14 protein-coding genes are annotated in these 20490 nt (G+C 62.0%); 9 read left to right on the top strand and 5 right to left on the bottom strand.

Features of this window, described 5'->3' with window-relative positions:
• Window positions 1–65 precede the first annotated feature (65 nt).
• Window positions 66–1130 (bottom strand): glycosyltransferase family 9 protein, encoded by a 1065-nt coding sequence (locus tag GGU46_RS04245; RefSeq protein WP_183402287.1) that lies wholly within the window; start codon window positions 1128–1130, stop codon window positions 66–68.
• Between the two features lie 83 nt (window positions 1131–1213).
• A complete protein-coding gene (locus GGU46_RS04240; protein ID WP_183402286.1) occupies window positions 1214–2968 on the bottom strand; it encodes a helix-hairpin-helix domain-containing protein in 1755 nt (584 codons plus the stop codon).
• A gap of 186 nt (window positions 2969–3154) precedes the next feature.
• Here GGU46_RS04240 and GGU46_RS04235 point away from each other — a divergent pair, with 186 nt between their 5' ends.
• From GGU46_RS04235 to GGU46_RS04225, 3 genes are all read left to right on the top strand, one after another.
• Window positions 3155–3556, top strand: coding sequence for a hypothetical protein (locus GGU46_RS04235; protein ID WP_183402285.1), 402 nt, complete (start codon window positions 3155–3157; stop codon window positions 3554–3556).
• A 408-nt stretch (window positions 3557–3964) separates the two neighbouring features.
• Entirely contained in the window at window positions 3965–4372 is a 408-nt protein-coding gene (locus tag GGU46_RS04230) for an EVE domain-containing protein (RefSeq protein WP_183402284.1), read from the top strand.
• A gap of 188 nt (window positions 4373–4560) precedes the next feature.
• Window positions 4561–6141 (top strand): hypothetical protein, encoded by a 1581-nt coding sequence (locus GGU46_RS04225; RefSeq protein ID WP_183402283.1) that lies wholly within the window; start codon window positions 4561–4563, stop codon window positions 6139–6141.
• Between the two features lie 143 nt (window positions 6142–6284).
• Here GGU46_RS04225 and GGU46_RS04220 read toward each other — a convergent pair whose 3' ends face one another.
• The 3 genes from GGU46_RS04220 to GGU46_RS04210 form a co-directional block, all read right to left on the bottom strand.
• Complete coding sequence (locus tag GGU46_RS04220; RefSeq protein ID WP_183402282.1) at window positions 6285–6845, bottom strand: DUF4252 domain-containing protein; 561 nt, start codon at window positions 6843–6845, stop codon at window positions 6285–6287.
• Between the two features lie 154 nt (window positions 6846–6999).
• On the bottom strand, window positions 7000–8481 hold the full coding sequence (locus tag GGU46_RS22420; protein ID WP_183402281.1) for an OmpA family protein: 1482 nt from the start codon (window positions 8479–8481) through the stop codon (window positions 7000–7002).
• Window positions 8482–8820: 339 nt separating this feature from the next.
• Entirely contained in the window at window positions 8821–10110 is a 1290-nt protein-coding gene (locus GGU46_RS04210; protein WP_183402280.1) for an aminopeptidase P N-terminal domain-containing protein, read from the bottom strand.
• 465 nt (window positions 10111–10575) lie between these two features.
• On the opposite strand from GGU46_RS04210, the gene GGU46_RS04205 reads away from it, so the two are divergent.
• The 6 genes from GGU46_RS04205 (at window position 10576) to GGU46_RS04180 (ending at window position 20478) form a co-directional block, all read left to right on the top strand.
• Window positions 10576–11613, top strand: a complete 1038-nt coding sequence (locus tag GGU46_RS04205; protein ID WP_183402279.1) for a glycosyltransferase family 9 protein — start codon at window positions 10576–10578, stop codon at window positions 11611–11613.
• Between the two features lie 307 nt (window positions 11614–11920).
• Window positions 11921–13153 carry a M16 family metallopeptidase gene (locus GGU46_RS04200; RefSeq protein WP_183402278.1) on the top strand — a complete coding sequence of 411 codons (1233 nt, stop codon included), beginning with the start codon at window positions 11921–11923 and terminating at the stop codon, window positions 13151–13153.
• Between the two features lie 178 nt (window positions 13154–13331).
• Entirely contained in the window at window positions 13332–13769 is a 438-nt protein-coding gene (locus tag GGU46_RS04195) for a YDG/SRA domain-containing protein (protein ID WP_183402277.1), read from the top strand.
• A 159-nt stretch (window positions 13770–13928) separates the two neighbouring features.
• Window positions 13929–14573 carry an O-methyltransferase gene (locus GGU46_RS04190; RefSeq protein WP_183402276.1) on the top strand — a complete coding sequence of 215 codons (645 nt, stop codon included), beginning with the start codon at window positions 13929–13931 and terminating at the stop codon, window positions 14571–14573.
• A gap of 450 nt (window positions 14574–15023) precedes the next feature.
• On the top strand, window positions 15024–18008 hold the full coding sequence (locus tag GGU46_RS04185; RefSeq protein ID WP_183402275.1) for a TonB-dependent receptor: 2985 nt from the start codon (window positions 15024–15026) through the stop codon (window positions 18006–18008).
• Window positions 18009–18240: 232 nt separating this feature from the next.
• Complete coding sequence (locus GGU46_RS04180) at window positions 18241–20478, top strand: LysM peptidoglycan-binding domain-containing protein (protein ID WP_183402274.1); 2238 nt, start codon at window positions 18241–18243, stop codon at window positions 20476–20478.
• Window positions 20479–20490 lie beyond the last annotated feature (12 nt).

The following is a 20490-nucleotide window of genomic DNA, read 5'->3' as shown; positions in this document are numbered from 1 at the left end:
TAAACCAGCTGGCAAATGGAGCCCGTACTTTGCCAATGCACCGTGTTCCCCAAAGAAATTGAATTTTACCGACCGTCGCGGGCAGGTGGCAGGTCGAGGTTGAAGGTGATGTCGCGCATGCAGCGGAAGTGACCCTGCGGGCACTTTTCGTAGCCGATTTTAGAGCACGGCCGGCAGGGCAGTCCCGGCACTTCCAGCACCCGGAACTCGGTGCGGTAGGGGTACATACCAAACTCCGGCACGGTGTTGCCCCACACGCTGAATATTTCCTTCCGAAATGCCGCCGCAATGTGCATCAGGCCGGTATCGTGGCTGACCACGAAGCGGGCCTGCCGCACCAGCGAGGCCGACTGATTCAGGTTGAACTTGCCGCAAGCATTGAAAATTACCGTTTGTGCCTTCCCGGGGTTGGTGGGGGTAGGAAAATAGTACGGACTGGCCGGAATGTGGCCGGGCGCGGGCGGCGAGGCTGCCGTCTGGCTGTCGAAGGCCAGCTCAATAATGTGGCCGGTGCTTTCATCTTCGGGGCCGCCGAGCAGCACTACGGGCTGCCGGAGCAGGCCGCACAGCTCTACGATGCGCTCCACGGGCAGGCGCTTGGTGGCGTGCTGGGCGCCAATGGCAAAGGCCACGTAGCCTTGCTGAAATCCCGGGGGTAGCACGGCACCCACTGCTACCTCATCCCGGGCCGGAATAAAGTAGTCCAGCCCTTGCCCATCGTTTTTCACGCCCAAGGGCGCGGCCGCCGCCAGGTACCGGTCCACGATGTGCACGCGGGGTAGGGTGTTTACCTTAAAGCGCACCAGCAGCCACTTACGCCAGTTCAGCTTGTCAAACGCGGCCGACTTCACCCCGAGCTGCGCCTTGATGAGCGTGGTGCGCAGGTTGTGGTGCAGGTCCACAATGAAATCGAATTTTTCGGCCCGCAGCTCGGCCACCAGCTCCTGCAGCGAGCCACTGAGGCAGTGTACCTTATCGATGTAGGGATTGGGCTCCAGGAAGCTGCGGAAGGCGGACTTGGTTGCGAAATGCACCTGCGCCCCCGGCACCTGCAGCTTCAGGCACCGCACCACGGGCGTCGTCAGCACAATGTCGCCGATGGAAGAAAAGCGCAGAACCAGAATTTTCATATGCGTGAGTTGTCAGTTGTCAGTTGCCGGTTGCCAGTGCGATTTTGCTAGCTGGCAACTGGCAACTGACAACCGACAACTGTTTATCCAAACAGTGAATCCTTGAACTCCAGCGGGGCCTTGATGCCGGCTTTGCGCTGGGCGAAATACGCGGCTACTTCCTCCGCCGACTTCGTGTTGAAGGTCATTTCCTTGGTTAGGCCACCTTTGCGGCCCATCAGTACCCCGTAGCGCATGTCGGCGTAGCCGTTGGTGTGGTGGGCATCGGGGTTGATGCTGAGCTGCACGCCCTTATCCAACGCGTAATGCACCCAGCGCCAGTCCAGGTCGAGGCGCCAGGGGTTGGCGTTGATTTCGATGATGACCTTATGCTGGGCGCAGGCATCAATTACGGCCTTGTGGTCGAGGGGGTAGCCTTCGCGGCGCAGCAACAGGCGCCCCGTGGGGTGGCCCAGCATGGTGGTATAGGGGTTTTCGATGGCGCGCAGCACGCGGGCGGTGGCTTTGCGCTCGTCCATTTTCAGGTTGGAGTGCACCGAGGCCACAATGAAATCGAAGGTTTCGAGCACCGAGGGAGTGTAGTCCAGGGACCCATCCGAGAGAATATCCGACTCGATGCCCTTGAAAATGCGGAAGGGCGCCAGCTCCTGATTCAGCTCATCAATTTCGCGCTGCTGCTGGCGCACGCGCTCCGGCTGCAGGCCGTTGGCGTAGTGCGCCGCCTGCGAATGGTCGCAGATGCCAAGGTACTCGTAGCCCTGGTCGCGCAGGAACGTGGCCATTTCGCGCAGGCTATGGCTGCCGTCGGAGTAGGTGCTGTGGTTGTGCAGGGAACCGCGCAGGTCGGCGTCGGTGAGCAGGGTAGGCAGCTTGTTTTCGCGGGCCAGGGCCAGCTCGCCGAGGCCTTCGCGCAGCTCGGGCTCCACGTACTGCAGGCCGGCGCGCTGGTACAGATCCTGCTCCGTAGAAAACCGCTCCCGCTTCAGCCACTGGCGCAGGGTAGCGGGCTGGCCCGGTCGGGCATCCTCCGCAATAGCGCCGCTGAGGTGAGGCTCGGCGGCGGAGTGCAGCAGCAACTGGTTGGTGAAGCTGGCGGGGGTAGCCAGGATAATTTCCACCTTCACGCCGGAGGTAGTAGCCGTGCCGCGCCACGCGAAGGGGCCGCTGCGGCGGGCATCGGGCGTAATGCCTTCCAGCTGATCGAGCAGCTCGTGCACCTGGGCGGGCTGGGTGGTGGCCACTACCAGCAGCACGGTTTCCACGGTTTCGAGGCGACGGCGCACCTCACCGGCCACGGCGGCCTGCTCCACACCAGCCACTTCGCGCACGCGGCGGGCCAGGTCTTCGGCCAGCTCCTCGGCCTGAGGGTAGAGCAGCTTGCCCTGACTTTGGCTGGTAAACTCCAGGGCGGCCAGAATCGAGTCCTGGGTTTTCTTGCCGAAGCCTTTGAGCTTGCTCACCTCGTCGTTTTCGGCGGCCTGGCGCAGCTGCTCGGGACTCTCGATGCCCAGCTCCTTCCACAGGGCCCGGATTTTCTTAGGCCCGATGCCTTTGATGCTGAGCAGCTCAATTACGCCGGGCGGCGTGATGCTGAGCAGGCGGGTGAGTTCCTCAAATGAGCCCGTATCCAGCATTTCGGCCACCTTGGCGGCGGCGGTTTTGCTCAGGCCAGTGCGGTCGGGGAGGCCGTGGCGCTCCATGTCGGCCACGGGCACGCTCAGCTGTTCCAGGGCATTGACGGTGCCCTCGTAGGCCCGGATTTTAAACGGATTTTCCTCGTGCAGCTCCAGCAGCTGAGCGGTGAGGCGGAAGGCTCGGATAAGGGCGCGGTTGTCCATGGCGGGCAAAGGTAACTTGTAGGAAAGGCTTTCGGATGCGGGCGGCCCCAACAGGATTCCCCGCCCCCTATTTACTACCTTGGGAACGGAAAACAGGCTAGCAACGGCATCTTTGGTACGAAAGCCGTACACAAACGGGTACTTCCGCTTTCCACTTCTTCTTACCCTCCCTGAAACCGTACACCCATGCGTCTGTTCGTCCTGTTGTGCTCCCTCAGCGTATTGCTCCTGGCGGCTACCTGCCAAAGTGACCCTCGCGCCGCCAGTCAGCTAAAGCAGCTGGAGCGCACTTGGCTGCACGCGCACGAAGAAGACCAGGGCGACGTGCGGGTGTACCGGCCCAATACCTACGCTTTCCCGCCCTCCCGGGGGCGCACGGGCTTTGCCTTCGACCACAACGGCCTGTTCACGCAGTACGATATTGCCCCCACTGATGGCATTGAGGGCCGCAAAGGCCGCTGGACGGTCACCAACGACCACACTTTGCGCATCACCCTCGACGACAAAAAGGACCCCGACTACACGCTGGAAATTGTGTCCCTGGAAAACGACGTGCTGAGGGTGCGCTGGGTGGAAGAGGTAAAATAGTGAATGAGTGAAGTAACCCCTGGCGGCAGACTTCTGGCCGGAGGCCAGGCGTCTGCCCGCCGGCCAATGGGGCAAGTCTCCCGACTTGCGGCCGCCAACGGCGGCCAGCTCGCGTTGGGGCCGCCCGCGCCGCCAGGGCAATTACAGCCGGATGCTTGTTTGAGCAGTGCGCGAAGTGAAACTTCGCAGCGCATTTCCCTGCTACCCCAGCGGCGCGGCTGAACTCGGGCGCGAGCTGGCCGCCGTTGGCGGCCGCAAGTCAGGAGACTTGCCCCATTGGCCGGCGGGCAGACGCCTGGCCTCCGGCCAGAAGTCCGCCGCCAGGGGCCACGGGATAGCCGCCGTTGGCGGCCGCCACTCCTGCTACCTGTCACTATTCACCTCATCACCCTCTCACTATTTCACCACTTGAATTACTGGCTCGTTAAATCCGAACCCGCGGCCTACTCCTGGGCCGACTTCACCCGCGACGGCGGCACCGACTGGACCGGCGTCCGCAACTTCCAGGCCCGCAACTTTCTGCAGCAGATGCAGCCCGGCGACCTTGTGCTGTACTACCACAGCGTCACGGACAAGCAGGTAGTGGGCATTGCCACCGTGGCCGCGCCCGCCGCCCCCGATGCTACCGCCGAGCCGGGCAGCAACTGGGTAGCCGTGCACCTACGGCCGCACCAGCCCCTCTCCCGCCCCGTGTCCCTGGCCCAGATCAAGCAGGACGCCCGCCTCACCCAAATCGGGCTGCTACGCCAGTCGCGGCTTTCCGTGATGCCCTTGAAACCCGAAGAGTTCGATGTGCTGTTAGAGTTGGGCAGCTAAGCGGCGGCTCTGTTTCTGACCTACCCGCTACCCCCGCTGCCATCAGTGGGGGTAGTGTTTTTTTCAGGCGCGGTTCCGTTGCGTTGTTTCTGCAAAAATGCCGTACGCAGTACGGCGTCGGCTAGGTGTTACGCGGCTTTCGCTGTATCTTACTTAGCCTGTAGTTTCTATCTTTTCTGGTCTTTGCTATGAAACGTTTGTACGTGTTGCTCAGCTTGTTTCTTTGCGTGTCGGCAGGGCTGGCCCAGAACTCGAAGCTACCGCCCAAGCCCCCCGTAGAGCCCGCGCAGCCCTATCGGCTGGAGCTTCCGCTGGAGCGCTACACCAGCGACGTGCTAGTGCAACCTCTGCCCGAAGACAGCAGCGTGGTGCTACTGGTAGAAAAAGACCCCGTGCTGACTGGCAAAACGGAGTACACCTTTCAGAAGTTTGACTCCCGCCTGCGGCCCGGCCAGATTGTTCCCTTATCCGTGCCGCGGGGCTACGAGTTCCGGCAGATCTGCGCGGAAGGCACCGATGTGTACGCTCTGTTTCAGGGCACTACGGAAGGCACCCTGTGGGTGGCGGCCTTCGACACCCGGACGGGCGAGTTGGGCGCCGGCGAGTTCAAAACCAAGCGGGCCCGCGAGGTGCACGACCTGAAAGCCCTGGACGGCAACTTGTTTGTAACCGTGGAAGTGGACATGCACCTGACGCTGCTGCTGCTGGATTTGAAGGAAGCCACGTTCCGGTTTCTGCCCTCCGTGTACGAGCCCCTGCCCGCCAGCTTTACCTTCCTGGCCGATTCCGTTACGAAACGGGCCGAGCTGATTCTGAGCGAAACCAACGGCTTTAAGTCGCGGCTGCAGCTCAAGCAGCTCTCCGACAACGGGCAACTGCTGCACTCCGAGTTTGTGCAGGCCGGCAGCGAGCGGGGCCTGCTGGAAGCTCAACTCAGCCCCGGCGACAGCGCCGCCCGCCTGCTGGCCGGCACCTACACCCTGCGCGACTCCCGCTATTCCCAGGGCCTGTTTGCCGCCGATTTGAACGCGGGCGTAACCCCCACCGGCCAGCGCCGCTCCCTGCGCTACTACGACTTTCTGAACCTGAAGCACTTTTTCGACTTCATGAAGCCGGCCCGGGTAGCGCGTATGCGCCAGCGCAGTGAGCGGCTGAAGGCCACCGACCGCCAGTACCGCCACCGCTACCGCCTGCTCATGCACGACATGCTCCCCACCCCCAACGGCTACGTGCTGGTGGCCGAGGTGTATTACCCGCGCTACAACTACAGCAGTACCTACAGCAACTTCGGGAGCCTCTACAACTACGGTTATCCCGGTATGGGGGCTTTTTCGCGCGCCTACAGCCCCCTGGGCAGCCGCCGCAACGATGGCTACCGCACCACCCACGCCCTGATCTGCGGCTTCGACCGGCAGGGCAATCTGCTCTGGGACAACTCCTTTTTGATGCAGGAGGTTGAACAGTTTTCCCTGCGCGAAACGGTGCGGGTGCGGCCCCTCGCCGATGGCCGGCGGCTGGTTATGGCTTACCTGAAAGATGATAACCTGTACTACAAGCTAGTAGATCAGGCGGCCCCCGCCCCCAACGACTGGCAAGTAAAAGTGCAAACCAACACGTCGGGCGTTTCGGAAAAGACGGTTAACACGCAGCAGGAGCACCTGACGGCCTGGTACGGCAGCCGCTTTCTGGCGTCGGGCTATCAGCACGTCAACCCCGAGAAGGGCCAAAGCCGGGAGGTGTTTTTTGTTAATGTGATAGAGTTTCGGTAACTGGTTCACCAGCACTTCACAGAAAAGGCTACCCCACATGAGCGGGGTAGCCTTTTCTGTCTTTGCTATACCTGGGCGTCGGGCTGCAGCCAGCAAAGAATGGGGCGGCCCGAAGCGCCTCAGGTGGGCTCTTCCGGCGTATGCTAGTTACCCGTCTGGCTTATTACGTTGGGCAGCACTTTGGAGAGCTGGCTAACCTGCTCGCGGGTGAAATTGCCGGCCACCGACACCAGCACAAACGAGTCGGCGGCGTCCTGCTTGCCCACCGCTACAAACTCCGTAACCCGACCGCCCTGCTCCCGCACCGAGTAGCGCAGCTGGTTGGGGTTATCGGCGGAGGCGGAAATAGGCAGCGGCGTGTACCGCTCGTTGGCCAGCAGGCCCTCTACCTCCTTGTCCAGACCCTCCGTAACCAGGTTGCGGGCGCTGCCGGTGGTAGGTGCGAAGGTGATGATTTTGGCACTGCGAATAGAAGTCAGGGCCTGACTGATGTCGTTGTCGCCCCCGATTTTGGCAATGCGGCCCAGCAGGAAGCGGGTAGTCAGGCCGGCACTCCAGTCGGTTGCCTTAAAGCCCGGACGGTTTTCGTATTTGTTGAAGAACTCGGCAACGGTGCGCGCCGGCGAGCCGGGCCCACTGGCGCGGCAGCCCGCCAGCACCAGCAGGGCAAAAGCGAGCAGAAAGGAGAAGTGACGAAGTTTCATAAGGGTTGAAATAAGGAGGAATTTTCGGGTTTCTACGAAGCCCCGGGACAACCGTTCCGGCAACCGGGCGCCACTGCCCGCCCTGCTGGCGGGCAGTGGCACAAAAAAAGCGGCGCACCACATGGCGCGCCGCTTTTTCGGGGGCTACCGCGCCTTACGGCTGGGGAGCATTCGGGATGAAGAATTCAAACTTGAACTCTACCCGACGGTTTTGCGACATATTTTTCGACGAGGTGTTCGGAGCGGCGGGCTCCGATTCGCCGCGGCCTTCCGTCACGATGCGAGCCGGATCAACCTGCTTGCCGGTGAAGTAGCGCTTCACCGAGCCGGCCCGACGTTCGGACAGGGCCTGGTTGTACTCGTCGGTGCCGCGTGAGTCGGCGTGGCCGATAACGCGCAGGCTGTACTCGGGGTGGTCGTTGAGGGCTTTCACCATCTTATCGAGCGTGCCGTACGAGGTGCGCTTAATCACGGTGCTGTTGGTTTCGAAGCGGATGGGTTGCTCCAGCTTACGCACGCCCGGATCAATTTCCATGGGGCAGCCGTTGGCATCTACGCGGGCACCGCGGGGCGTATCGGGGCACTTATCGGCGTTGTCCGGAACACCGTCACCGTCGGCGTCCACTACCAGCGGGCAGCCGTTGGCATCTACTTGGGTACCAGCCGGCGTGCCGGGGCACTTGTCGTTCTGGTCCGCTACGCCGTCACCGTCGGCATCGGGGCAGCCGCGCAGGGCGGGCAGGCCAGCCTGGTCGGGGCACTGGTCGTCTTTATCCGCCACACCGTCGTTGTCACGGTCGGGGCAGCCTTGCATGGCGGCCGTACCGGCTTCCGTCGGGCACTGATCCTGGTAATCTGGCACGCCGTCTTTGTCGCCATCGAGCGGGCAGCCGTTTTCGTCCACTGATACGCCAGCGGGCGTGTCGGGGCACTTGTCTTTGCGGTCCGAAACGCCGTCGTTGTCGGTATCCTTGGCTTTACCCAGGGCAAAGTTCAGGCCCACGGTATGCTGCAGGAACTTGTCGTCCCACTTGTTGTCGTCGCGGGCGGGGTCGCCGTCGAGGTTGGCGTTCAGCGGAATATGCTGGCCGGTTTGCACAAACAAGCCTACCCCCTCGCCCAACCGGAAGTTGATACCAGCGGCCCCGAACAAATCGAAGTAGCTCTTATCCTGGTCGGTGTTGATGCTTTGGTTGTTGCGGAAAATGGTGCCTTCGCGGCTGGTGTACGTCAGGCCCGGCGCCGCCAGCAGGTAGGGCTGAATGAAGGCATCTTCCTTCAGGGCCCAGCCGTTATTGAGCTTCAGCTTCAGGCCCAGGTTTACGTTTACCACGTTGGTAGCGAAGTTGCTGCCAAAGTAGGGGGCACCCGCCGGCGCATTCTTCTTGAGCTCCACGTAGTTGCCACTCAGCTGCAGATCGAGGCCGCTGGAGAGGTAACGGCTGATGGTAATGCCGGGTGCGTACTTGTTTTCGCTCCACTTCCAGTAGTCGGAGCCGAAGTTGCCTTTGTACTGCATGGCACTCACATTGAGGCCAATAGCCGTCCGGCGGTCGGCAGTCTGGGCCTGGGCCTTCGGGGCTGCCGCCAGAAGCGTCAGACCCAGGGCCGTAGATGTTGTTAAAAGATGTCTCATGGGGGCGAAATTAGGTGGAAGAATTGCACAGGCGGAAGCCGCCACCGTTCAGATCAGATGCATCCGAACTATCCGCCTATACCTACCCTTGGCTAATAAAGTTGCCCCAGCACTAGTGAAAAGCCATTTTCGGACGTATTTTTCTTGGTTCAAGACCTACATATTCAGTTAATTATATTCGAGCAGGATGATATGAGGCACTATTGTACTTGCAGCTCAACAGGAAAACTTTTTCTAGGATAAGGTCAATAAAATAAACTGTAAAAAAAGAAGACGCTTCTTCGCTGAAGCGTCTTCCTTCGGGTACTACATTCTACTTACCGGCGTCTGTGGCGGGGGCTAGCGCTGCATCAGGCGCTCAATATCGGCGGCTTCCAGCGGGATGTTTTTCATCAGGTCCTCATTGCCGGATTTGGTGATGAGAATATCATTTTCCAGCCGGATACCAAGGCCTTCCTCTCGGATATAGATGCCCGGCTCGCAGGTGTACACCATCCCCGGCTCGAACACGCGGTACTTGGCGCCTACGTCGTGCACATCGAGGCCGAGGTAGTGGCTGGTGCCGTGCATGAAATACTTCTTGTAAAGCGGAGCGGCGGGGTCCTGGTTTTTTACGTCGGACTCATTGAGCAAATCCAGCTTAATGAGCTCCTGCTCCATCTGGCGGCCCACGGCGGCGTGGTATTCTTCAATGTTACCGCCAGCCACCAGCCGGGAGGTAGCAAATTTCATAACGCGCAGCACGGCCTCGTACACGTCGCGCTGGCGCTTCGTGAATTTGCCGCTGACGGGGATGGAGCGCGAGAGGTCGGCGGCGTAGTTGGCGTACTCGGCCCCGAAGTCCAGTAGCAGCACGTCGCCGTCCTGGCAGGGCCGGTCGTTGCTCACGTAGTGCAGGATGCAGGCGTTGGCCCCGCTGGCAATGATGGAACCGTAGGCCGGGCCGCGGGAGGCGTTGCGCAGAAACTCGTGGAAGATTTCGGCCTCGATTTCGTACTCCATCACGCCCGGCCGCACGAAGCCCAGCAGGCGGCGGAAGGCTTTTTCGGTGATGTCGCAGGCGCGGCGCATCAGCCGGATTTCCTCCTCGCTCTTGATGGCGCGCAGATGGTGCAGAATGGGGGCGGCGCGGCGGTACTGGTGCAGGGGGTAGGCCTCCCGGATCCACTTAATAAAGCGGGCGTCGCGGGTTTCCACCTCCACCACGGAGCGGATGTGCTCGTTGGTGTTCAGGAACACGTTTTCGGCCTCGTTCATGAGGGCGGGCAGCACCGTCTGGAAGGAGTCGAGCCACAGGATGGTGCGCACGCCGGTTTGCTCCCGGGCCTGCTCCTTGGTCAGCTTGTAGCCCTCCCAGACCAGAATATGCTCCGATGTTTCCTTCAGAAACAGGATTTCGCGGTACTGGGGCAGCACGGCGTCGGGGAAGAGCACCAGGATGCTTTCCTCCTGATCCACGCCGGATAGGTAGAACAGGTCGTTGTTCTGGCGGAAGGGCATCGTGCCGTCGGCGTTGGTCGGCATGATGTCGTTGGAGTGGAAGATGGCCAGGGACGCGGGCGGCAGCTGCTGGGTGAAGCGGCGGCGGTTTTCAACAAACAGATCGGGCGAAATAGAGCCGTAGCGCATAAGCGAAACACGGGTAAGGTGGCACAAACGAAAACCAGAAAAAGCCGCCGGAGCGGCCGGGGCAAGTTAGGCAGAAGCCGGCGGCTTTAGCAGATTCTGGCCCGTCCGGTCCGGCGGGCGGAGTCCGTCCGACCGGTTGCCGCCCGAACGGTTGGCTTCGTGCTGGCCTCCGCCCGGCCGGTTTTGCCTGCTGGCAGGGGGTAGGAACCCTCGGCCGCCGCACCCCCGAAGCGACTTGCTGGTTGGTGTTGGAATGGAAAGCCCTGCCGAAGTGGGCGAGCCGAGTGTCAGCACGAAGCGAACCGGTCGGACGCTGCGCGTCCGGTCCGGCGGGCGGCCGGAGCCAGCACGTTGCCTTGGGCAGCGGCAGGAATGGAAGAGGAAATTGCTACCTATGCCGGAGGATTAGACAAAAGGATGGCGAACCTGCCGTTAAGCGGTATCTTTGTGGCCCGCTATTGCACTATGCCCGAGCTAACTGACCATCCTGCCGTTCTGCTTATTCAAACCGCTTTCATCGGCGACGTGATTTTGGCTACGGCGCTGCTGGAGCATCTGCACCGCACGGAGCCTGGTACGCCCGTCGATTTTCTGGTGCGCAAGGGCAACGAAGGCCTGCTCAGAAACCACCCGCACGTGCGGCAGGTGCTCATCTGGGACAAGAAAAAAGACAAGTACCACGGGCTGTGGCAGCTGCTGCAGCAAATCCGGCGCACTGGCTACGGGCGGGTGGTAACGCTGCAGCGCTTCGCCTCCACGGGCTTTCTGACGGCTTTTTCGGGCGCGCCGGAGCGCATTGGGTTCAATAAGAACCCGTTTGCCTTCCGGTTCACCAGAGCCATTCCGCACGTTATTGGCTCGGGGGTGCACGAGGTATCCCGGAATCTGCACCTGCTGGACCCCGCCTACGCCGGCTCGGTGGTGCCGCCCCGCCTCTACCCTACCCCCGCCGACGAAGCCGCCGCGGCCGAAGCGGCGGCCCTGGCCGGCGGCCGGCCCTACCTCTGCCTTGCGCCTACTTCGGTGTGGTTTACCAAGCAGTTTCCGGAGGAGCAGTGGCTGAAGCTGCTGGCCGCGCTGCCGCCCAAGTACACTGTGTTCCTGCTCGGGGGCCCGCCCGATGTGGCCGACTGTGCGCGAATCAAAAGCCTTAGTCCCCGGCCGGGGGTAGTAAACCTGGCCGGTAAACTTTCCCTGCTGGCCTCGGCGGCTCTCATGCGCGGCGCCACCCTCAACTATGTCAACGACTCGGCGCCCATGCACCTGTGCTCGGCGGTGGGCGCGCCGGTGTGCGCCGTGTACTGCTCCACGGTGCCCTACTTCGGGTTCGGACCGCTCAGTCCGTTTTCGAGGGTAGTGCAGATTGAGGAGAAGCTGGCCTGCCAGCCCTGCGGCCTGCATGGCTACCGCAAGTGCCCGCTGGGCCACTTCCGCTGCGCCCACGGCATCGATACCCAGCAGCTGCTGGCTGCCCTGGCGGAAAGCGAGTTGGTGAAACGGTGAGTGAGTGAGTGAGTAAGTGAGTGAGTGAGTGAGTGAGCGAGTTGGTAAGTAAACCGCCCGTCATCCTGAGCCCCGCGAAGGACCTTATTACGCCTGAACGAGTAGTTGCTACGAGGTCGTGCTTTCGTGATAAGGTCCTTCGCGGGGCTCAGGATGACGGGCGGTTTACTTACCAACTCGCTCAATCACCGTTTCACTACTCGTACCTTTGCAACCAGCCGCGCGCTTGCGTGGTTATACAGGGCCGGGGCTGTACGTGGTGCACAACCAAGTCCCTGGGTTCCCAAGTCCCTAAGTCCCTATCTAAATGTCTGATTACGACCTGTACGAGTTGCCTAACGGCATCCGGGTTCTGCATAAACACGTTCCGCACACCAAAATCGCGCACTGCGGCTTCCTGCTGGATATTGGCTCCCGCGACGAAAAGCCCCACCAGCTGGGCCTGGCGCACTTCTGGGAGCACATGGCCTTCAAGGGCACCGAAAAGCGCAAGAGCTTCCACATCCTTAACCGCCTCGAAACCGTGGGCGGGGAGCTAAACGCCTACACCACCAAGGAGAAAATCTGCTTTTACGCCTCCCTGCTCAGCACCCACTTCGAGCGGGCCTTCGAGCTGCTCACCGACCTGACGTTCCATTCGGTGTTCCCCGAAAAGGAAATTGAGAAGGAGCGCGGCGTGATTCTGGAGGAAATGGCCATGTACCACGACGCCCCCGAGGACGCCATCATCGACGACTTCGACGACGTGGTATTTGCCCGCCACACCCTGGGCCACAACATCCTGGGCACCCGCGAAAGTGTCTCGGGCTTTCAGCAGGCCGATTTCCGGCAGTTCCTGCAGGACAACGTGCGCACCGACCGGCTGGTGTTCAGCTCCGTGAGCAACCTACCCTTCAAGGAAGTAAAGCGCCTGGCCGATAAGTTTTTGCGGCCCCTGCCGGCCCAGCTGGGCGAGCGGCCCCGCGTGCCGTTCAGCGGCTACCAGCGCCTGGAGCATATGGAGCACAAGCCCATTACCCAGGCCCACTGCATCATTGGCGGCCCCGCTTATTCCTTGCACGATGAGCGGCGGATTCCGTTTATTCTGCTCAATAACCTGTTGGGCGGGCCCGGCATGAACTCCCGCCTCAACCTGGCCGTGCGTGAGAAATACGGGCTGGTGTATACTATTGACGCTGGTTATTCGCCCTACACCGACACGGGGCTATTCAGCATTTATTTCGGTACCGAAAAAAAGCAGTTGGACCGCACTGTTTCGTTGGTGCAGAAAGAACTGAAAAAGCTGCGGGAATGTGCCCTCAGCACCTCCCAGCTGCATAAGGCCAAGGCTCAGCTGATGGGCCAGTTGGCTATGGCGGAGGAAAGCAATGGGGGCTACATGCAACTGCTCGGCATCCGAACCCTGGACTTAGGCCGGGTGGAAAGCATCAACGAAATCTTCGACCAGGTGCACAGCATTACGGCCCCGCAGTTGCTGGAGCTGGCCAACGACATCCTCCACGAGGATAACCTGAGCGTGCTCCAGTACGTGCCGGAGTAGATTAAGGGTATGGGGGTAGGCGGGTAAGAAGGCGTGAGGTATTCTAACTACAAGCAGTGGAGTTGAATGGGAAGATTGCCGCCCTTAGATGTGAGATTATTCCCGATTTCGGAACCATAGAGCAACTCTGCTCCCTCCCCCCTACCCTCATACCCTCCTACCCTCCTACCCTAAAGAAATGCCCCACTTCGGCCACATCAGCTACTACCGGCCCGGCGACGTGCTGGAAAACCGGCTGGCGCTGAGTCGGGCGGGGCTGCACCGGCCCACCCGGGCGGGCGTGAGTGGTAGCGAGCTGGAGGGGGCTGACTCTATTATCCTGGCCGATCAGTACGAGGACGACGACTTTCGCGAGGAGGACATTATCTACTCCGGTAGCGGCGGGCGCGACCCGCGCACGGGCAAGCAGGTGACCAACCAGGACATGAGTGGCCGCAACCTGATGCTGCGCCGCAGCCTGGAAACCGGCCAGCCCGTGCGCGTCTTCCGCAAAGTACCCACCGAAACCGGCAGCGGCTACCGCTACGAGGGCCTCTACCACGTTACGCACGCCGCCTACGAGCCCGGTAAGTCGGGCTTTTTGGTGTGGAAGTTCCGGCTGGTGCCGTTTCACTAGGTTGTCATTCCGAACGCAGCGAGGAATCTGGGTTTATCACGACAGGCTACCCCAGATTCCTCGCTGCGTTCGGAATGACAAAGAGTTAGCGCACCGGCTTGCCTGCCTGACCCGCCGGCAAGCCGGTGCTGGCCGAAATAACCGTATTGCTTTTACCTTATGTACTCTGCCGACGAAGCCCAACTCTACGCCGACCGCCACACCACCCCCGAAAGCCCGCTGCTGGCCCGCCTCAACCGCGAAACCCACGTGCAGCTGCTGCATGCGCGCATGCTCTCGGGCCACGCCCAGGGCCGGCTGCTGAGCATGCTCAGCCACATGGTGCGGCCCCGCCGGGTGCTGGAGTTGGGTACGTTTACGGGCTACTCGGCCCTGTGCCTGGCCGAGGGGCTGGCCCCCGACGGGGTGCTGCATACCGTGGAGCAGAACCCCGAGCTGGAGGACCGCATCCGGCGCTACGTGCGCGAAGCCGGCCGGGAAACCCAGATTCAGCTGCACATCGGCGACGCCCGCCAGCTGCTGCCTACCCTGCCCGAAACCTGGGACTTGGTGTTCATCGACGCCGATAAAATCAACAACGGTACTTACTATGAGCTGGTGCTACCCCAGGTGCGCCCGGGCGGTTTCTTGCTGATTGATAACGTGCTGTGGGGCGGCAAGGCGGTGGACTCCTACCCCGTAAAGCCCGCCGATAAGGACACCCACGCCGTGCGCGCCTTCAACGATAAAGTGCAGGCCGATGAGCGGGTGGAAAACGTATTCCTCCCCCTGCGCGACGGGCTGCTGCTGGTGCGCAAGAAGTAAGTAAGGCATAGCGTACAGTAACGTAAAGCAGCGTATGCCATGTCGAGCTTGTCGAGACATCTCGCGTGCTGACGTTGAGTTACTACCCCAACCAGCACGCGAGGTGTCTCGACAAGCTCGCGTGCTGACGTTCTCTTAACTCAGGATATTAACCGGATGAGACGCTCCCGCTTCGCCTCAGCCTGATTTTGCGGCAACTGCTACCCCATCCTGGTCGCGCCAACCAGCATACGCTATGCGGATGCTACCGGCGTGGCAGAGTGCTGTTTAGCTAGGACAGCTGGCCCACAACCAGCGCACCAGGCTGCCGCCTGCGCCGCGGGTGCGGGCAGCGGCGGAAACTGTCCTGCCATATCTACAATCACTTAAAGACCCATTCGCCCGGCGGAGCTTCGAAATAAATTGCCTCAACATTAAACATCGGGGGAAAAGCTGCGTCTATTCCGGCTAGTGACTACTTCTCTCCGCCTGATGCCAAGACGTTTCCTATTCCTGCTGCTCCTGTTACTTGTGGCGTTTAGCCAGGCTGCACTGGCGCAAACTACTACCGTCAGCGGGCGGGTAGTGGATGGCAAAGACCAGTCGCCGCTGATTGGGGCCAACGTGCTGCTGACCCAGATTCCGGACTCCACCAAGCGGGGGGCCGCCGTGGAAGTCGATGGTTCCTTCGTGGTACCGGGGGTAGGGCCAGGCCGCTACGTGCTGACGGTTTCTTTTCTGGGCTACCAGAACCTGCGCCGCACCGTAGAGGTAGGCGCCAGCCAGCCCCTGGCCCTAGGTACGCTGGCCCTGCAGGCGGGCGGGGGCATTGCCCTGAAAGGGGTGGAAGTGGTAGGCCGGGCCGCCGCTGCCGTGCAGAAGGGCGACACGGCCCAGTTCAATGCCGGCTCCTTCAAAACCAACCCCGATGCCAACGCCCAGGACCTGATTACCAAGATGCCCGGTGTCACCGTGGACCCCACCTCGGGGCGGGTGCAGGCCCAGGGCGAGCAGGTGCAGCGGGTGCTGGTAGATGGCAAGGAGTTTTTCGGCAACGACCCCGACGCCGTGCTCAAGAACATTCCGGCCGAAGTCATCGACAAGATTCAGGTCTACGACCGGTCTTCGGACCAGGCCCAGTTTACAGGTTTTGATGATGGTAACCAGCAGAAAACCATCAACATCGTCACCAAGCCCAGCTTCCGCAACGGCACGTTCGGGCGGGTGCTGGCTGGCTACGGCCCCCAGGACGACCGGTACCGGGTGAGCGGCAACCTCAACCAGTTCAAGGGCAAGCAGCGCCTTTCGGTGGTAGCCCAGAGCAACAACGTGAACGAGCAGAACTTCGGAACCGAGGATTTGCTGGGGGTAGTGGGCAACTCACGCCAGGGCGGCGGGGGCGGCCAGGGCCAGCGCGGCCAGGGCGGCGGCCGTGTGGGCGGGGGCGGCCAGGGCGGCGGAGGGGGCGGCGGCAACAATGCCGGCGACTTTCTGGTGAGCCAGCAGGGCGGCATCTCGAAAACCCACGCCCTGGGCCTGAACTACTCCGACAGCTGGGGCACCAAAACCGAAGTGCAGGGCAGCTACTTCTTTAACCTCAGCGACAATACCAGCCGCACCAGCCTGCTGCGCCGCTACGTGGCTCCCGCCGGCCAGACCCAGGACTTGCGCTACAACGAAAACTCCCTGGCCAGCAGCCGCAACATCAACAACCGCTTCAACCTGCGCCTCGACCACAAGTTCGACTCCCTGAACTCCCTGCTCTGGCGACCCAGCTTGTCGGTGCAGCGCAACACGGGCAACAGCCTGCTCGATGGCCGCACCTTTGAAGTGACCGGTAACGAGGCCGGCCTGGATCAGGGCACCAACAACAGCACTTACCGCTCGGCCCTGACGGGGCTGACGGCCACCAACCAGCTGCTCTACCGGCACCGCTTCCAGCGCCGGGGCCGCACCTTTTCGCTGGGCCTGAACACCAGCTACAACAACAAGGACGGCGACAATAACCTGTTCTCCAACACGTCGTTCCGGCGCCGGGACACGCTGCGCACCACTACCCTCAACCAATTCTCGGAGCTGGCGCAAACCGGCTGGGCCTGGACCGGCAACGCTAATTACACCGAGCCGCTGGGCCAGAACAGCATTCTGCAGCTGGGCTACACCATTTCGTACACGCCCAACGACTCCGACAAGAAAACTTACAACTTCTCGCCCGGCGAGCAGCGCTACACCATCCTGAATGATACGCTGAGCAACGTGTTCCAGAGCCGCTACCTCACGAACACGGGCGAAGTCACGTACCGCTTCCAGACCAAGGAACTGCAGTGGGCCGTGGGCGCGGCCGTGCAGAGCGCCCAGCTGCGGAGTGAGCAGGAGTTTCCGCGGCCCGGCACTACCCGCCGCACCTTCCTGAACGTGCTGCCCAACGCCCAGCTGCGCTACAACTTCTCGCGGCAGCAGAACCTGCGGGTAAACTACCGCATGAACACCAATCCGCCCAGCATCAGCCAGCTGCAGGAGGTAGTCAACAACTCCAACCCGCTGCAGCTGACCACCGGCAACCCCGACCTGCGCCAGGAAAACCGCCACAATCTGTTCGTGCGCTACTCCGCGGCCGTGCCCGAAAAATCGACGTCGTTTTTTGCCCTGCTTGGGGGCTCCTACATTGATAACTACATCACCAACAATACCATTTACGCCGGCACGGAGCCCGTGGTAGTGGATGGGGTAGTCATTCCGGCGGGGGGTCAGCTTACGCGCCCCGTCAACCTGAACCAGCAGTACTCGCTGCGCTCTTTCATCAACTACAGCCTGCCGCTGGCCTTCATCAAATCCAATCTGAACCTGAACGCCAACGCCACTTACTCCCAAACGCCGGGTCTGGTGTTCGGGGAGCTGAACTACAGCCGTACGCCCAACGTGGGGCTGGGCGCCGTGCTCAGCAGCAACATCAGCCCCGAGCTGGACTTTACGCTCTCCTCCAACTCCAGCCAGAGCTACGTGCGCAACACCCTGCGCCAGCAGCTTAACAGCCGCTTTTTCCGCCAAACCACCAGCCTGCGCTTCAACTGGATTGTGGTGAAGGGCGTCACGGTACAGTCCGACGTGAACCACCAGCTGTTCACGGGCCTCTCGGCCGGCTACAACCAGAACTTTGTGCTCTGGAACGCCTCGGTGGGCAAAAAGCTGGGTCAGAAGCAGCAGGCTGAAATCAAGCTGTTTGCCTTTGACTTGCTGGGCCAGAACAACAGCATCCAGCGCAACATCACGGCCGCCTACACCGAGGACATCCAGACCAACATCCTGCAGCGCTACTTCATGCTGATGTTCACTTACAACATCCGCAGCTTTGGCGCGGGTGCGGGCCGCGGCGAGGCCCTGCCCGGCCCCGATGGCCCCCGCCCCGGTGGGCTGCGGCCGGGCGGGTTCGGGCCGCCGCCTGGTGGGGGCCTGTAGCGCCCTACCCCTCTCAAAAAGCGCAAGGCTCCTGCTTCCGGTAGGGGCCTTGCGCTTTTTGAGGGGGTAGGCAGAGTACGCGTTACCAGGCAGGCTACCCCAGAGTAGTATTTTGCCATTCTGTTGGATTTGCGCCGGAGAGGCTCATCGGCACCCGATTTTTCCTCTACTTTGTAAGCTGACAGGGCCGGCAGCGCATCCGAGGGCGGCCCTGCCGTTTGCCTGCCTGTTTATGAGACGAATTGTACTCCTGCTTTTTTTGCTGCTGCCGCTGCTGGCCGCCGCACAAACCGTTCCGGTTCCCACAAACCTCAGCCTGGCGGGCCTGCGCCTGCGCCTGACCGAGGGAGGCCGCACCGCCATTCAGCAGAAAGTAGATGCCCTGCGTCGGCACCCGGCGTCCTTTCAGGCCCGGGTGGTGCTGGCCGATGCCTACTTCCCGCTGATTGACCGCGTGTTTCAGCAGGAAGGACTGCCCCTGGACTTTCACTTTCTGGCCCTGCAGGAAAGCGGTTTGCAGGGCGACGCGCAGAGCATACACGATGCTGTGGGCTACTGGCAGTTCAAGCGGGAATCGGCCGCCGATTTTGGTCTGCTCATGAACGACGCCGTGGATGAGCGCAAGCACATTGTGGCCTCTTCGAAGGCGGCGGCCCAGTACCTGCTGCGCAACAACAAAGTGCTGCGCAACTGGGCCAACTCTCTGCTCAGCTACAACCTCGGCCTCACCGGCACCAAGCCCTACACCCTGCCCACCGACGCCGACGCCACCGAGGTGGAAATCTCGGAGCAGACCCACCCCTACATACTCACTTTTCTGGCCCACAAAGTGGCGTTTGAGTCGGCTGTGGGGCTGAATACGCGGCCGCCGCTGCTGTTCCAGGAGTTTCCGGCCCCGGCCGGTAAGCCCCTGTCCATTATGGCCCAGGCCCTGCAGCAAAACCCCGAGGACCTGGCCAAGCACAACCGCTGGCTGCTGGCCCCCACCGTGCCCACCGACCGGGTGTACACCATGCTGGTGCCCATCACCGATCCGCTGCAGCTCACGGCCCTGGCCGCCCAGCAGAAAAACGCTACCGCCGGCCAGCTGCTCAACCAACCCACCGCTGACCCCGAAAACGCCGATTTCGTGCGGGTAAATGGCTTGCGCGCCTTGATAGCCCTACCCGGCGACACCAAGGAAAGCCTGGCCAAGCGGGCGGGCCTGAAGATGAAGAAGTTCATGCAGTACAACGACCTGTTTGCCTTCGACAACATCGTGCCCGGCCAGCCCTACTTCGTGCAGAAAAAGCGCGACAAAGCGGCCGTGGAATACCACGTAGCCCGCCCCGGCGAAAGTGTAGCCACCGTGTCGCAGAAATACGGGGTGCGGGCCAAGGCCATCTGGAGCAAAAACCGCATGCCCCGCAACGAGGAATTGCGGCCGGGCCGCGTGCTGTGGCTGCAGCACACCCGCCCCAAAAACGTGCCCGTGGAGTACGCCGATGGTAACAACGCCACGGCCATGGCGGCCTTTGAAAAGCCGGTAACGGCTGCTGCTCCGGCTGTGGCCCCCGCGCCGGCCGCCGCTACCCCAGCCCCGGCGGCTACCAAACAACCCGAGAAAAAGCGCAAAGCCGATGAGGCCGAGCCCTATATGGGCCGCACCGCCGGCTCGGCCCGTATTCTGGAAGATGCCGTGGAGGAAGAGAGTAGCACCGTTGTGCAGCCCGATAGCGCCACCGATGAGCATACCGAAAACCTCAACAACCTGCCGCCGGCTCTTCCTGCCGCGGCTACGCCGGGCGCTACCGACCGCCCTACTACGGCACCCCCGGCTCCTAAAAAGCCACTGCCCACGGCAGCCCCAGTGGCCGACGAGCCAGAGGTAAGCGAAGCCCCAACCGAGGCGGCCGCGCAGCCCCTGCCCCCGGCAACGCGACCAACTGCTGCTCCCGCCCCGGCTCCTACCCCCATTACCAAGCCAGAGGCTCCCGCCGCCAGCGCGGCGGCGCCCACCAACCGGCCGGCGCCGCCCGCTATAGCCGCGCCGGCTGCCACCCCGGTAGAGGCAGTTCCGGCCAACGGCCTGCACACGGTACAGCCCAAGGAGAACCTGTATTCGGTGGCGCGGCGCTTTGGCCTGCGCCCCGCCGATATTGTTTTGTGGAACAACCTGCCCCAGAATCCTTCGCTGCGAATTGGGCAAGTGCTGCGGGTGGCGGCACCCGGCGCACCTACGCCGGCCGCTCCGGCTACCCCGGCGCCCGTTTCCCGCCCCGCTCCGGCAACTCCCAAACCCGCCGCCCCGGCGCCTGCCCCGGCACCGGCTGCAGCCGCCAGTGTACAGCACACGGTGCAGCCCGGCGAGACGATGTACAGCATCTCCCGCAAGTACAAAGTCACCATCAAGCAGATTATGGAGTGGAACAGCAAGCCCGATTTCGCCGTGAAGCCCGGGGAAGTGCTCCTGATTAAGCCGGCCCAATAGCCGATGCCCCTT

The organism is Hymenobacter latericoloratus (genome assembly GCF_014199535.1).
In the GTDB taxonomy this organism is placed as follows: Bacteria; Bacteroidota; Bacteroidia; order Cytophagales; family Hymenobacteraceae; genus Hymenobacter; species Hymenobacter latericoloratus.
The sequence above is the reverse complement of the archived record's forward strand: the minus strand, read 5'-3'. Positions and strand labels throughout refer to the sequence as shown.